This is a genomic window from Corynebacterium sp. HMSC062E11 (assembly GCF_001811845.1).
GTDB lineage: Bacteria > Actinomycetota > Actinomycetes > Mycobacteriales > Mycobacteriaceae > Corynebacterium > Corynebacterium hesseae.
In genome coordinates this window covers 39,494-53,944 of the sequence record NZ_KV806839.1, presented here as the reverse complement: position 1 = coordinate 53,944, position 14,451 = coordinate 39,494, and the positions used below count along the sequence as shown (strand labels likewise).

The 14,451-nt window shown below is 60.0% G+C and carries 10 protein-coding genes; 4 read left to right on the top strand and 6 right to left on the bottom strand.

Annotation, left to right across the window (positions count from 1 at the left end; all coding sequences use genetic code 11):
- Positions 1–4,847 (bottom strand): G5 domain-containing protein (locus HMPREF2822_RS12010; RefSeq protein WP_083315709.1); only part of this gene is annotated, 4,847 nt, incomplete at its 3' end.
- Between the two features lie 349 nt (positions 4,848–5,196).
- A complete protein-coding gene (locus tag HMPREF2822_RS12005; protein ID WP_070524953.1) occupies positions 5,197–5,973 on the bottom strand; it encodes a hypothetical protein in 777 nt (258 codons plus the stop codon).
- Between the two features lie 162 nt (positions 5,974–6,135).
- On the opposite strand from HMPREF2822_RS12005, the gene HMPREF2822_RS12000 reads away from it, so the two are divergent.
- On the top strand, positions 6,136–7,275 hold the full coding sequence (locus HMPREF2822_RS12000; protein WP_198530990.1) for an Mrp/NBP35 family ATP-binding protein: 1,140 nt from the start codon (positions 6,136–6,138) through the stop codon (positions 7,273–7,275).
- A 7-nt stretch (positions 7,276–7,282) separates the two neighbouring features.
- On the opposite strand, the gene HMPREF2822_RS11995 is transcribed toward HMPREF2822_RS12000, so the two are convergent.
- From HMPREF2822_RS11995 to sigE, 3 genes are all read right to left on the bottom strand, one after another.
- Complete coding sequence (locus HMPREF2822_RS11995; protein WP_070524949.1) at positions 7,283–7,855, bottom strand: twin-arginine translocase TatA/TatE family subunit; 573 nt, start codon at positions 7,853–7,855, stop codon at positions 7,283–7,285.
- 84 nt (positions 7,856–7,939) lie between these two features.
- Positions 7,940–8,407 (bottom strand): anti-sigma factor family protein, encoded by a 468-nt coding sequence (locus HMPREF2822_RS11990; RefSeq protein ID WP_070524947.1) that lies wholly within the window; start codon positions 8,405–8,407, stop codon positions 7,940–7,942.
- A gap of 84 nt (positions 8,408–8,491) precedes the next feature.
- Entirely contained in the window at positions 8,492–9,157 is a 666-nt protein-coding gene (gene sigE, locus HMPREF2822_RS11985; RefSeq protein ID WP_070525260.1) for an RNA polymerase sigma factor SigE, read from the bottom strand.
- 164 nt (positions 9,158–9,321) lie between these two features.
- Here sigE and HMPREF2822_RS11980 point away from each other — a divergent pair, with 164 nt between their 5' ends.
- Positions 9,322–9,969 carry an O-methyltransferase gene (locus HMPREF2822_RS11980; protein ID WP_070524945.1) on the top strand — a complete coding sequence of 216 codons (648 nt, stop codon included), beginning with the start codon at positions 9,322–9,324 and terminating at the stop codon, positions 9,967–9,969.
- An 81-nt stretch (positions 9,970–10,050) separates the two neighbouring features.
- Here the strand turns inward: HMPREF2822_RS11980 and glgC are convergent, their stop codons facing one another.
- On the bottom strand, positions 10,051–11,268 hold the full coding sequence (gene glgC / locus HMPREF2822_RS11975; RefSeq protein ID WP_070524943.1) for a glucose-1-phosphate adenylyltransferase: 1,218 nt from the start codon (positions 11,266–11,268) through the stop codon (positions 10,051–10,053).
- A gap of 154 nt (positions 11,269–11,422) precedes the next feature.
- Between glgC and glgA the strand changes: the two genes are divergently transcribed.
- Together glgA and HMPREF2822_RS11965 are read left to right on the top strand one after the other, a co-directional pair.
- Positions 11,423–12,577 carry a glycogen synthase gene (gene glgA / locus HMPREF2822_RS11970; RefSeq protein ID WP_070524941.1) on the top strand — a complete coding sequence of 385 codons (1,155 nt, stop codon included), beginning with the start codon at positions 11,423–11,425 and terminating at the stop codon, positions 12,575–12,577.
- An 11-nt stretch (positions 12,578–12,588) separates the two neighbouring features.
- Positions 12,589–14,046 carry a GH32 C-terminal domain-containing protein gene (locus HMPREF2822_RS11965; RefSeq protein WP_070524938.1) on the top strand — a complete coding sequence of 486 codons (1,458 nt, stop codon included), beginning with the start codon at positions 12,589–12,591 and terminating at the stop codon, positions 14,044–14,046.
- The last annotated feature ends 405 nt before the right edge of the window (positions 14,047–14,451 follow it).

Sequence of the window (14,451 nt, the reverse complement as noted above, 5' to 3'; positions counted from 1 at the left end):
ACCGTCGGATCGTCCGTCGGGTCCTCGGTGGGATCAACTGTCGGGTCGTCCGTCGGCACTTCGCACTTGCACTTGGAACCCACACGAATCTTGCGCGGGGTCGGCTCCTTAATGACTTCCTCAGACGTCTCCGGATCGCTTTCCGGCACGCCGTCCTTGAGCTTCCAGGTCTTGGTTACTTCCTTCTCACCAAATTCGCCTGCCTGGTCCTCAACAACCTTGCCAACTTCCAGGTTCGGGTCATACTCAATGATGGTGTCGAACGGAGTGCTCTCCTTGTGCTTATCCGTCAGCTCAGTCTCGTGGTGGGTCGCAGGACCAACCTCGATAATGTGCGTGGTCGGATCACTGATCTTCTCAGTGGACTCATCCTTCGTCGCCTCACCGTTCTCAGCGTTAACGGTGACGGTGTGCTTAATCTCGCCCTGCTTGCCTTGCTGGACAACCTTGGTCTCGCCAGGCTTCAGCGCAGGGTTAACGCGGACCTCAACCTCGAACGGAGTGTGCTCATTCCATTCGATGACCGTGGATGCAGGCTTGCCCTTGGTGCCTACCCTGACGATCTTCTTAACTGGATCGCTAACGCGCTCAGTGGTGGTCTCCGTACCAGTAACCTTCGAATTCTCGATGTTCTTCGTCGTGGTGACCTTGTCCTTGCCCAGCTTGCCCTCTTGAACGGTCTCCTGGGTACCGGCTTCCATCGTGTCATCAAAGATGTACTCGGTCTCGAACGGCACATCGACCTCGTACTCGGAGGTCTCAGAACCCTCGGTCTTGGTGCCAACACGGATCACCGCGTTGCTTGGCTCCTTGGTGCGCTCAGTGGTCACAGTCGGCTCGCCATCCGGTTTGCCGTCCTTGATCTTCTGAGTGGAGGTGACGGTCTCGCTACCGAGCTCGCCTTGCTTGTCGACGACCTGCTCACCCTCCTTCAACGTGTTGTCAAAGACAATTTCGGTCTCAAACGGAACCGGCTTTTCAACCTTAGTCACCACAGAAGTGTCCTCGGCCGCAGGGCCGTACTCGATGATCTCGTTGACAGGAGCCTTGGTCTGCTTCTCCTCCGGGGTCACCGTTGCCTGGTCACCCTTCGCGGTGAAGTCCGCGGTGTAGGTCTTCTCACCCGGGACGCCCTTCTGGACAACCTTGATCTCACCCGGCTTCAACTCCGGGTTCGGACGGGTCTCAACATCGAACGGAACCTGAGCGGTCCACGTAACCTTCTCAGAGGCCTCAGACGGCTTGGTGCCAACGGTGATGACTTCGTCGACAGGCTGCTTGGTGATCTCTTCGGTGATCTTGGGATCGCCCGGCTTGGAGTTGACGATGTCACGCTTGATCGTCACCGTCTTCTCACCCGGCTCACCCTTGGTGGTCACCTTTGACTCGCCAGCAGGCATGTTCGGGTCATACTTCACTACAACCTTGTACGGGGCCTCAGCCTTGTAGGTCTCGGTGTTCTCACCGGTGGTCTTGGTACCGACGCGGATGATCTGCTCGGTCGGCTCCTTGGTGCGCTCCGTGGTGACGGTTGGGTCGCCGGAGGGCTTGCCGTCGACAAGCTTCTGCGTGGAGGTCTCAACCTCGGTGCCGAGCTCGCCCTTCTGATCGACGACCTGCTTGCCCTCTTCCAGGGTGTCATCGAAGACAACCTTGGTCTCAAACGGAATCGGCTTCTCGGTCTTGGTCACCAGCTCGCTCGGGGCCAGACCCGGGCCATACTCGATGATGCGCTTGACCGGTTCCTTTGTGGTCTCTTCCTCGGCTACCTCGGCCTTGTCGCCCTTAGCAGTGAACTTGGCTGTGTAGGTCTTCTCGCCGTCCGCGCCTTCCTGGACAACACGGGTTTCACCAGGCTTCAGGTCCGGGTTCTCGCGAACCTCAGTCGGGAAAGGAATCGGGACCGTCCAGGTCACGTCCTTGGCGCTCTCGGCAGGCTTGGTGCCGACGACAACGACCTCATTAACCGGCGCCTTGGTGCGCTCCCAGCTACCGTCCTTGTTCTGCTTCTCCGAGCCCGCCTTGCCTTCGGTTTCAACCGTGTAGGTACCGGCCGGGACGGTGTCGTCGTATTTGTAGACGACGTCAAACGGAACTTCGCGCGTCGGAACGTCAACAACGTTCACAACACCGTAAGCGGTGTCCGTGGAGCCATCCTCGTAAGTCACAGTAACCGGGATCTTGACCTGGTCACCCGGCTTGGCATCCTTAGGTGCGGTTGCGGTGATCTGGCCATTGTCATCAATGCTGACGGTCCAACCTGCCGGAACCTTACCCAACTTGTAGGGGTTTTCCTTCGCAACGTTGACGTTGTCCGGCTTCTCAATCGTCACCGGCAGTTTCGCAGTGTCACCCGGGTAGACCGTTTCCTCGGGGTAGGTTGGATCGGCCTCCCATTTGTTGGTCAGCTTCACCACGGTGGTCACGGGCACCTTCGGGGTGGATCCGTCTGGGGTTTCAACCGTGACGCTGATGGTCTTCTGCTCACCCGGCTTGGAATCCGCCGGCGGAGTGGAGGTCACGACACCAGTTTTCGGGTCGATCGTGTACTTCCAACCGTCAACATCCTGTTCGGTGATCGGCGATCCATCGTCGTTCTTACCAAAGGAGAACTTCGATCCCTTCGGGGCGTCCTCAACATGGTGCTCCACAGACTGGTTCGGGCCTGTGACCTGTACGTCGTAGGTAGGGGCGATGTCGCTCTTGAGCACGACAACGGTGCCCTTGACCTGCTGCGGTTTAGCGGTGTTGTCGTAGTAGGCAAGAACCGGAACGTCCAGGATGTATCCTTCGGGCGCTGTCCGTGGGATGGTGGTGGTGATTTCACCAGTGTTCTCATCGATCTTGACGGTCCACGTACCGCTGTCATCCGTGACGGTGTACTCGGTCTTGCCGCCTTCAAACGTGTAGCGCTTCGGGGCTTCATCGTTCGTGTTACCGCTCAGGCCGCGCTCCGGGAGCTTCGGCTTGAGGCTCACCTTTGCGGTCGGCTTGTTGGTCACCGTGTCATAGTCGGGGATCTTGATGTCCACGATGGCTTGGAACTGCGTCTCAATCTCATCGGTGGTCTGATCCGGGTAGGTGGCCTTGATCTTTGGGGTGATGATGCTGCCCGGCGGGACGGTTTCGTCCGCCTTCGCGGTAACCCTACCGGTCTCATCGACGGTAACGGTCCAGCCATCCGGAACGGTATCCGGGTCAACCTCAAACTTCGCGGGGTGAACCGGGCCATGGCCCTTCATGATGGACTTGGTGCCAACCTGAGCCGTAATGCTCTGGCCCACCTTGCCCTTCGAAATACCTGGGCGCACTAGGTCGGTGACCTGGGTGTGGTTCGGTTCAACGACTACGAGCAACTCAAGCTCATCGGTGGAGCCGTTCGAGTACTCCACAATAACCTTCGGACGAGCGAAGGTGCCTGGCTTTGGCTCCTCTGGAGCGGTGACGGTGACGTTGTAGTCCTCGTCCGTCTCAACAGTCCAGCCCTCGTAGACGTACTTCTCATCCAGCTTGACCTTGGCTTCGAAGCCCTTTTCGCCCTTCTTCTTCGCTAGGTCCCTGATCAGGTCCGGGGTCTGGGTGAAGGTAACCTTCTGTGGCTCGGTAGCCAGCGGCCCGGTGGCGCTATCGACGCCGGAGATGATCGAGGCGTCGGTCTTGTCGTACTTCGGGGTGTGGTACTCGGTGTCGTCCAGGGAGAACGCCTTCGAGTCGATGACGTTCGCCTTGTTGTAGCGCGTCAGCGAGTTGGAGCTTTCGAAGGCCTGACCACCTCCGAAATTGTTATTCTCGACAGCAGCTTGAAGCTGATCGACGGTACGCGGCTTCGCCAGAACGGAGAAGTTCACGTTCTTGTCAGTTGCCAGGTCGGTACCGCGGTACTCAGGCCACGTGAAGTAAATGTCACCGTTGTCGTCGATGCGTAGATTCTGCTCGCCGCCAGACGCTGCAGGGTCCGTAGTTCCAATGAACTTACCGTTGCCGTCGTAAGCTTCCACAAGCATGCGCGACATTGAATCGTCCGTGCCGCCGTTAACAACTTCCGGAACGTTGATGTGACCGACCTTGGTCTCTTCCCCTGGGACGATGACGTGCTTTTCGAAGCTCTCCCACGAGACCGTAATCGGGTTACATTCGATGTTCTCGCTCGGCCAAGGGTTCACGACAGCCGTGTACAGGGCATTGGGGCCCTGAGTCGCTTTCAGGCCGTTGGGATTCTCCTTCGTGTACTTGCTCTGCCAGACGTAGCGCACCGGGTTATCTTTACCGGCCTCAGCGAACTGTGTGACCTCTTCCTCGGTCAGGTCGGCGTAAAGATTCAGGTTTCTCTGAGTACGTGATGCCGTAATACTGATGCTTTCATCGGCCTTCGCAGTGGCAGGCCCCAAATCACCAAGAGGGGTCTCTCCGGGGTCCTTCGAGGAAACTGAGCCAGCATTCAGTACGGCTCCCAAGTTTCCAGCATTAGTAAAACCCCAATCCGCGAACGTACGGTCCTGCGAGTTGTCAAAAGATAGGCTCAGACCCCAATCCTTTTGCTTTTCAACAGGCGTACCCGAGCTCGGTTCCACGGTATACCAGGTAAAACCCGCCTGGCTGCCGCTTGGGGAATTCTCATTGATCACACACGAACCAGCCGGCAGGTCCGAGGCCTTCTGCGCGTCCTTCTCCACCGCGCCGGACTTATCGCGGATGCCGCCGGTCAGCGTTGCGGCTGCGGCCTCGGGGGACACAGTATTAAAAGACGTGACGCTTAGCCCACTGAGCGCGAGAGTAATGGCGGAGAGAGCGGCCACTCCCCTGCGAGAGGCGCGACGGTGGGGCGAACTACTGCTTTGTGCATTCATTTCAATAGACCTTTCCAATGCAAAACTCTGCCTCGCCCCCCCGCGGGAAAGCGTTGGTCTTAGGGCTTGCCAAGCGCTCTCCCCACAAATACCCGAGAGAACAGACAGGGAATAGACAGGTTATCGTTCAAAATAATACCTACCAAAGAGGAGAAAAGCAAGGAAAAATACCTACTCACCAGCCATTTATTGACGACAGTTCACAGCATTTTAAAAGCTGAAAATTCGCTGAATCGTCCACCCTATGAGACAGGACTAGGTTTCTGCATGTAGGGCACGGGGAGACGTCGCCAAGCACAGCGTGCCCACCGTCATGCGAAGCACACGATCAAGCGGTAGGCGCAACCGTTTAGGATTCCTCGTGAACCAAATCCGAGCCACCGGAGGAATTGGAGTCGCCCTCCTCGTTGAGGTTCTGCGAGAGGTTGGCCTCCATCCAGGCGCGCACGGCGCCCTCGAAATCCTCAGACTCCTCCACCTCCTCAACGACTTCATCGAGGTCCTGCGTCGTCAGGAATTTGGTAAAGGACGCGATCTCTAGTTTCTCATCGCGGTTAAAAAGCCCGTCTTGGTAGACCACGACGTAGTTTTGCGGCAGTTCCGGCTTGGAGTTAGGGCAGCCCTCAGCGCCGGCGGGCTCGACCACGGACATCTCCGGAGGCATCGACGCCATGAGCGCAACGTGGGTGCGCTCCAGGAAATCCACGTCCTTCGTCCCCTCATCCTTGGCGGCCACATAATCCTTTGAAATCTCGCGGGCCTCCACCGGGTTGTAGACGTTTAAAAATTCGCCCGTACAGCCAACGAAGAAGTTTCCGTTCGTGCTTACCCCACTGACGTGTTCACCGCCGCGCCGGACCATCATTGGCTCCTGGGAAACGGTGGCCGCACGCCCCTCATCGCGGAGGGTCTGGCGGTAGATCTCAGCCAATACGCGCTGCTCATGGGATGTCGGGTCGATCATGATGGTGATTGGCGCCGATGCAACAGGCTTGGGATCTGGCTTGGGCTCATATCCCGAGCAAGCGCTGAGCGACGCCCCCACAACCCCCACCAAGGCCACCCCAGCAACGCGGGCGAAGGTTCGAGAACGTGAGGTATGGCGGGGCATCAAGATAAGGCGCATTCTTTCTCTTAAACCAGACATGGCGCAGGACATAAACCACAACATGTCACTACTGTGCAGCTGCAGCGCTTCAGGTGCAGCATCTGGCTGAATTTTACACATCCCATTGCCCTGACGCGGTGTGGCTCTCCTCAGCCACGGGTGACTAGACTGGTGCGGGTTATGACTAGCGCTATTACTGAATCTTCCGTTCGCGACGCGCTCACGCGCGTCGATGACCCAGAAATTGGACGCCCCATCACTGAGCTCGGCATGGTGAAGTCCGTGACCGTCACCGGCTCGGACGTGGATATCGAGCTTTATCTCACCATCGCAGGCTGCCCGATGAAGAGCACCATCGAGTCCAATACCCGCGCAGCCGTTTCCGAACTAGACGGGGTCGGCGAGATCACCATCTCCATGACACCGATGAGCGATGAGCAGCGTAAAGAGCTCAAGCAGAAGCTACGCGGTGGACAGGCCGAGCCGGAGATCCCCTTTGCCAAGCCCGAGTCCACCACCCGCGTATTCGCGGTGGCCTCCGGCAAGGGCGGCGTGGGTAAGTCCTCCGTCACGGTGAACCTGGCCGCCGCCTTGGTCAACAAGGGGCTCAAGGTGGGCATCGTGGACGCCGACATCTACGGCCACTCCGTGCCCAGCCTGCTGGGTTCCACGGCGGGCCCCACAGTGCTTGACGACGAAATGCTGCTTCCCCCCGTCTCCCACGGCATCAAGCACATTTCCATTGGCCAGTTCGTGGAGGGTAACGCGCCCGTCGTCTGGCGCGGGCCCATGCTGCACCGCGCCCTCCAGCAGTTCCTCGCGGACGTCTTCTGGGGTGATCTTGACGTGCTCCTGCTGGACCTGCCTCCCGGTACCGGTGACGTGGCCCTGTCGGTGGCCCAGCTCATCCCCAATGCGGAGCTGCTCATCGTAACCACCCCGCAGGCGGCCGCGGCCGAGGTGGCCGAGCGCGCCGGTTCCATCTCGCAACAAACGCGCCAGCGCGTAGCCGGCGTGATTGAGAACATGGGTGCCATGGTCATGCCGGATGGCTCCACCATGGATATCTTCGGTTCCGGTGGCGGCAGCGTGGTGGCCGAGCGCCTCAGCGTCCTGCTGGGCCACGAGGTTCCTCTGCTCTCCAGCATTCCGCTCGATCCAAGCCTGCGCGCGGCTGGCGATGCCGGAACCCCCATCGTCATCTCCGCGCCCGACTCCCCCGCTACCCAAGCCATCACCAAGGTGGCGGATTCCATTGCGGTGCGCTCCGATTCCCTCGTGGGCAAGAAGCTCGGCTTGGGCGTGACCCGCAAGAACTAATCGGGCCTTAGGTGACATCCTCCCAGGAGGAGCTGCCCTCGCCGGCGGATGCATTCCCGCCGCGCGGGGGCTGTGTCGTTTTCTTGTTAGTCGCTCGCTCTTCCACGGACTGCTGCGCACCCAGGTCCGGGTAGACCTGCGAATAATCAAACGTCGGCCGCGCGGGGTTCTCCTGTGGCGCGGGCTGCGCTGGTCTCTGCGGCGCGGGTTGGTTGTTTACTTCTGCGTCGTGCTCGTACGGGCTGGTGCTCTTCTTGATGTCCTCAGCCATCTTTTTCGGGTTGAAATCGTCCCAGGCGGACTCGTCGCCGTCGAAAAGCGCCTTGGTGATAACCCCGCGCGGCCCCATGCGCGTCCACTCCGCCGCCTGGCTCAGAGGTACGCGAAGATCATCGAACTCCGCGCCGAGACCGCTCATCTCACCGTTGAGCTCCGCCTTAGCGTTGGCAATTGCTTTGCGCGCCGCATAAATCGCCGCACGCACGTCCATAATCACACCGGGCAAGCGCTCAGGTCCGATGATCACCAGACCCAGCAGCACGATGACGAGGATCTCTACCCAACCAATTGAGGAAAACACGAAACTATCTTAACCACTTCGCTGTATGTGACAGGCAGGACCGGTGTGTAGGGCGCGCCCCACAACCTTTGGGGTTTTGGGGGCTCAGCTCCTCTGGTTATGGCGAATAGCGCGGACGACCATCTCCACCTTGTCAAGGAAGTCTTGGCGAGGCCGATGGGCGGGCATCTCCGCGTCCGGCCCAGGCCCAGCGCCCTGATTAGCAATACCCGCAAGTTTAGCCATGAGGGAATCCGGCGCCTTGACGTGGGAATCCACGCTGCATTCCCGAATCCATTCGGCGGCATTGCGCTGGTGGTGAATGTCCGCTCGGCACTCCGCGCAGTGCACGAGATGAACGCGCACGCGGTGGGCATACTTGGCCGGCATTTCACCATCGACAAAGGCGACGACCGCCTCGGGCCCCAAGTGGCCGATCGTATCCGCGCGCTGCGCGCGTGACTTGGCTTTATCGCGGACTTTGGCTTGGGCCTCAGTAAAGAATCCGGACGAGCCTAGGTAGTGGCCATGTTCCTGATCCCCCGAGGACTTCTTATGCCCTGATTCCTTCACCTCAACGTCACCTCAACTCAGCGCGTGCTTTAGGCCTTCACTTAGCTGCGAGTTTCGCAGTCCTAAGGCTAAACGCTGCCCAGTCTAGCGCGTGCGCAGCAGGCTGCGGGTGTCCGCGTTGGTCTGTGCTTCCTTTTCCAATGCGGCGCGCAACTGGGAGCGGCCACGGTGGATTCGAGAACGCACGGTACCCATCTTCACGCCAAGGGTTTCGGCGATTTCGTCGTAGCTCATGCCAACGACATCACAGAGCACCACCGCAACACGAAAATCAGGCGCAAGGTTATCCAGTGCCGATTGCAACGCCGGGTCGAGGTTAGCCACCGAGTAGGCCTGCTCCGGGGTCATGTCAGTGCCGGGGACACGCTCATAATCCTCCGGCAAGGCCTCCATGCGGATTTTAGAGCGGTGGCGGACCATGTCCAAGAAGAGGTTCGTGGTAATGCGGTGCAGCCAGCCCTCAAAGGTTCCGGCCTGGTATTTATTCAAGGAGCGGAAGACGCGCATGAAGGTCTCCTGCGTAAGATCCTCGGCGTCATGCTGGTTACCGGAGAGGCGGTAGGCCAAACGGTAGACACCATCAGCATGTTCGGCAACGAGTTCCCCCCAAGAGGGCATGTCGCCCTGGCCGGCGTCGAACGCTGCGGTTCCGGTCAGCTCTTGGGCTTCTGCACTCTCGGAAGAGCTGACGGTGGAAGAAGAATCACGAGTGCTTTGAGCGGGCTCAACACTGCGCTGCTGTGTGGTCATGAGGATCATCATTCTATAGTGCGGGCCGAAACTCCAGCCAGCGCACTGTGAGCAGCCTGTGAATCCGTCACTCCTCTTACATGCGCTTCTTGTGCCACACGGAGAGGACAATCGCGGGCGATTCTCGGCGCGCAGCTGCAGCGAGTTCACTATGGTTTTCTATTGTGACTACTACGGCTTATGACGCAATGCGAACCTATATCGAATCCACCAGCGAGAGCTCTGAGGTGCTCGCCGCCGCCCGCGCCCACGCGGAGGAGTACGGACTGCCTTCGCCGGATGAGGCCACCGGCCAGCTGCTCAGCACGCTCGCCGCGGTTTCTTCCGGTACCGCCTCCCGCCCCCAAGCGGTGGCGATTACCCCCGCTGCCTCTGTCGTGGGCCTTTACCTGTTGGCGGGGATGCCGGACAACGGTATCTTGACCTGCATTGACCCAGAGGCCGAGCACCAGGCCAGCGCTAAGCAGGCGTTCCGCGATGCTGGCTACTCCCCTAGCCGCGGGCGCTTCCTTCCTTCCCGCCCGCTCGACATCATGGGCCGCTTGGCTAATGACACATACCAGGTGATTTACGCCGAGGTCCCCGCCCTCGACATGCCTGCACTACTCAAGGCCGCCTGGCCTCTGCTCCATCAGCACGGCACCTTGGTGTTGGCCAATGCGCTTCTCGACGGCACCGTGGCCGACCCCTCCCGCACCGACCGCGACACCGCCGCCGCCCGCGAGGCCGACGAGTTTGCTCGCTCCCTCGACGACGCCGCCGTCACCCGCTTACCCTATGGCGCGGGCCTGACACTCATCACGAAGCTCTAGCCCACCAAGCACCACAAAAGCGGGCGCGACGGTGGCAATCACACCACCCGCACGCCCGCTTTAGGACAGAAATAACGCGACTTAGACCTTTACATTCTTGCCCACAACCACGACTCCGCCTTCAGAGACCTTGAAGCGCTCCTCATCGCGCTCGCGGTCCACACCGATGATGGCGCCGTCACTGACCACCACGTTCTTATCCAGGATGGCATGGCGGACTACCGCGCCACGACCGATGCGCACGCCGGGAAGGATGACGGAGCCTTCCACCGTCGCCCCATCCGCCACATGCACGTCCGAAGCTAGGACGGAGTTGCGCACCGTACCACCGGAGACGATGCAACCCGGAGCCACCATCGAGGACTGCGCAATACCGTTCTGCACAAACTTCGCCGGCGGGAAGTTGGAGTCATCCGTGGAATGAATAGGCCACGAACGGTTGTACAGGTTGAAGATTGGGTGCACCGAAATCATGTCCATGTGCGCCTCATAGAAGGAGTCGATGGTACCGACGTCACGCCAGTAGCCATGGTCACGCTCCGTGGAACCGGGAACTTCGTTAGCCATGAAGTCATAGACGTGCGCCTGATCGCGCTTCACGAAGTAAGGGATAATGTTGCCGCCCATATCGTGAGCGGAATCCTCATCCTTTTCGTCTTGCAGCAACGCGTCGATAAGCGCCTGCGTGGTGAAGACGTAGTTGCCCATGGAGGCATAGGTCATGTTCGGATCATCCGGGGTCGCCGGAGGATTGGCAGGCTTCTCGACGAACTCCGTAATCGTTCCCATCCCATCCGCCTGGATGCAGCCGAAGGCAGAAGCCTCCGAACGCGGGACGCGGATGCCCGCCACCGAGCAGTCCAGGCCAGTCGCGATGTGTTCCTCCACCATCTGCGCTGGGTCCATGCGGTAGACGTGGTCGGCGCCGAAAACGATGACATAGTCCGGCTTTTCGTCATAAATCAGGTTCAGCGACTGCAGGATGGCATCGGCGGAACCGTTGTACCAGCGCTTACCGCGACGCTGCTGAGCCGGAACGGAAGCGATGTACTGCGGGGTGGGTCCAGACAGGTTCCACGCTTGGGAAATGTGGCGGTCCAGAGAATGGGACTTGTACTGGGTCAGCACCGCGATCTTGAGGAATCCGGCGTTGACAAGATTGGACAGCACGAAATCGATCAGGCGATAGGAACCGCCGAACGGAACGGCGGGCTTAGCGCGGTCTTCCGTCAGAGGAAAAAGGCGCTTTCCCTCACCGCCGGCAAGGACAATGGCAAGGACATTTGGAAGGCTTCTCACATCACCCAATCTATAGACGTTTTCTGGATCGCGCAGTCGAAGAGTGCTTGTTTTTACCCCCTTTTGATGACCTCTCGCCGCCCCCGCGGGCCAACGTGCCACATGGCCTCTCAAGGTTTAGCGCGAGCTGTGGATAATCCGTATTCTGGCGATTATGAGAGCCGGAATTTTTTCTAAGGAGTATCCGCCGGAGATTTATGGCGGAGCGGGCGTCCACGTTGCAGAGCTCACGCGCTTCATGCGCGAGATCATCGATGTTTCAGTTCACTGCATGGGTTCTGAGCGCGACGAGAAGGATGTGTTTGTGCATGGCGTTGATCCCTCGTTGAAGGAGGCTAACGCCGCGCTGCAGACACTCTCCACAGGGCTGCGCATGGCCAACGCCGCCTCCGATATTGATGTGGCTCACTCCCACACCTGGTACACGGGACTGGGTGGGCACCTTGCCAGCCGCCTGTACGGCATCCCCCACGTGGTCACCGCACACTCGCTCGAACCCCACCGCCCGTGGAAGCGCGAACAGCTTGGTGGTGGCTATGAGATCTCCTCGTGGTCGGAAAAGAACGCCATGGAGTACGCTGACGCCGTCATCGCGGTGTCGGCCGGAATGAAAGACTCAATCTTGGATGCATACCCCCGCATCGACGCCGACAAGGTCCACGTGGTCCTCAACGGCATCGATACTCAGGTATGGCAACCGGGTGAGTCGGCGGTGCTGGATAAGTTGGGCGTCGACAAGCAGCGTCCCATCGTCGCCTTCGTGGGGCGGATCACCCGGCAGAAGGGCGTGAAGCACCTGCTGAAGGCTACCCAGAACTTTGACCAAGACATTCAGCTTGTGCTGTGTGCCGGCGCACCCGATACGCCGGAGATTGCAGCGGAGACCGAGGCCCTCGTGGAGGAGCTGCGCGCCCAGCGTGACGGCGTGTTCTGGGTCAAGGACATGCTCTCGCGCGAGGAAATTAAGCAGGTCTACTCCGGCGCCGACGTGTTCGTCTGCCCCTCAATTTATGAGCCTTTGGGAATCGTCAATCTTGAGGCAATGGCTTGTGGCACCGCCGTGGTGGCGTCCAATGTGGGCGGCATCCCCGAGGTCGTTGTCGACGGCGAAACTGGTGTTTTGGTCAACTATGACGCAGATGACGACGCGACCTTTGAGGCCGATATTGCCGCCGCCGTGAACCGCGTTGCTGCCGATAAAGAGCTGGCACAACGCTTCGGTGCTGCGGGCCGCCAGCGCGCCATCGAGGACTTCTCGTGGGCCACCATCGCGCAGCAGACCGTGGACATTTACCGCTCGTTAATGTAGGAAGGACTGCCGTGACGCATAAAGAAACGCACCATCGCCCAGAACTTCACTTCGTTCCCGATAGCGGGATCCTCGACGCCCCCGCGGGAATCGTCCGGGACGGTCATACCTGGCACTTGTTCCACCAGTACCGCCCTGACGCTGGCCAGCCTGCGCGCTGGGGCCATTCCACCTCCGAGGAAACAGCCTTCGCGTGGCTGGACTGCGACGACGTCCTCGCCCCCGTCGGTGGCGAGCTGTCACTACGCGCAGGCTCAGTGGCGGAGGGCAAGGACGCCCTCAACCTTTATTTCACCTCGGTGACCTCGGTGGGCACCAGCGTGCGCTTGGCGCGGTATACCGACTACGCCGATGAATGCATCGTGTCTGATGACCCTTCTGCGCTCGATCCGGATGTCGTCCGCTTTGGGGAGGCGGTGGGCGCCCACACCAACTATGACCGCTTCCGCTCGCCTTCCGTGGTCCCGGATTGGGCCAAGGAAGACCGCGAAGAGGGACACGATGGCTGGCTGATGCTGGCGCTGACCGGTCATTCCGATGCCCCGATGCCGGTAATTCTGGACAGCCCCAATGGCGAATCTTGGACTCTTCTTGGGCCCTTGAGCTTCGACGGCGACCCTGGCTTTGAAGACGGCGAGGTCCCGGCTACCTCCCCCATCCCGCCGGTGGTGTCACCGCGCTTGGTGCGCCTTCGTGACGAGGTAGATAGGGAAATCTACGATGTCCTCTTTGTCACCTTAGAGCGCGAGGGCCGCGACGTTTCTGGCTACATCGTGGGCCGCCTCGACGGCACCGTGTTCACCGTGGCACGAGGTTTCCAGCGTGTGGACTATGGCCATGACTTCTCCCGGCCACGCAACACCAACACCACGACCGGAACGATTCCGCAGGAGCGCCGCTACGACCGCGCAGTCATCCTCGGCCTGCTCAATGGCAATGGCCGCGGTGATGACGCTACCAAGCACCCCACGTGGGAGGCTGAGGACTGGGCTAATAGCTTGTCACTGCCACGTGCAGTCACGCTGCAGGGCGGTGTGCTCTACCAGACTCCGGCGGAGGGGCTGCCGGATGCTGTGAAGCTCTCGAACTACGCACGGTCTTGGACAGGTGTATTGGAGGTACCGGCGGGCTCGAGCGTGACTGTCACGCTGAAGGACGGCTCCGGTGACGCCGCTGCGGTCATCCGCCACACGGGCGAGGAAATCAGCTTGGATCGCTCCATGTCGAAGTCCTTCGACAACTACTTCAAGGATTCCGCGCCAGCAGTGGCCAAGCTGGCCGAGGGCGATTCGGATACCCTCACCGTCATTCAGGATGGTGCCAGCGTTGAGGTGTTCGTAGACGGCGGATTGGTCGCCATGAGCTCCCGCGTCTACTTCGAGGGTGGTTGCTCTGCTATCGAAATCAGCACCGAGGGCGAGGCTATTATTGAGCAGTCCTGGAACAGGAAGGGCACCAAGCTCTCTTAAGAGCATCGAACGACGATCATAGAAGGAGGCCCGGGGTAACCGGGCCTCCTTTTGTGTGCGGGCCCACTGTGTTGTGTGGCCACGTTGCGCCGCTGCGCTCGCGGTCATCATTTCTCGCGCATGCCTCATCAGTTCCACTCGCTCCCCTTCCGCCCTTCGCGCTCACCGGGAGCGGTCATGACGGCTGATTGAGGCTCTTGGTGAGCGCGAGGGGAGAATTCGATGGGTGGCTTCGAGGCAAGGGTTCAGCGAAATAGCCAGCGCGTCAGCGCAAGCTCCAGATCACAGTGAGCAAACAGGCCCAGGGGTGGTTGCATCACAGGCCGCCCCGCCCTTCGCGCTCACGGAGGAGCTAAAAACTTCCGACGGACCCATTGCCGGTGAGCGCGAAGGGTCGTTCCGGAG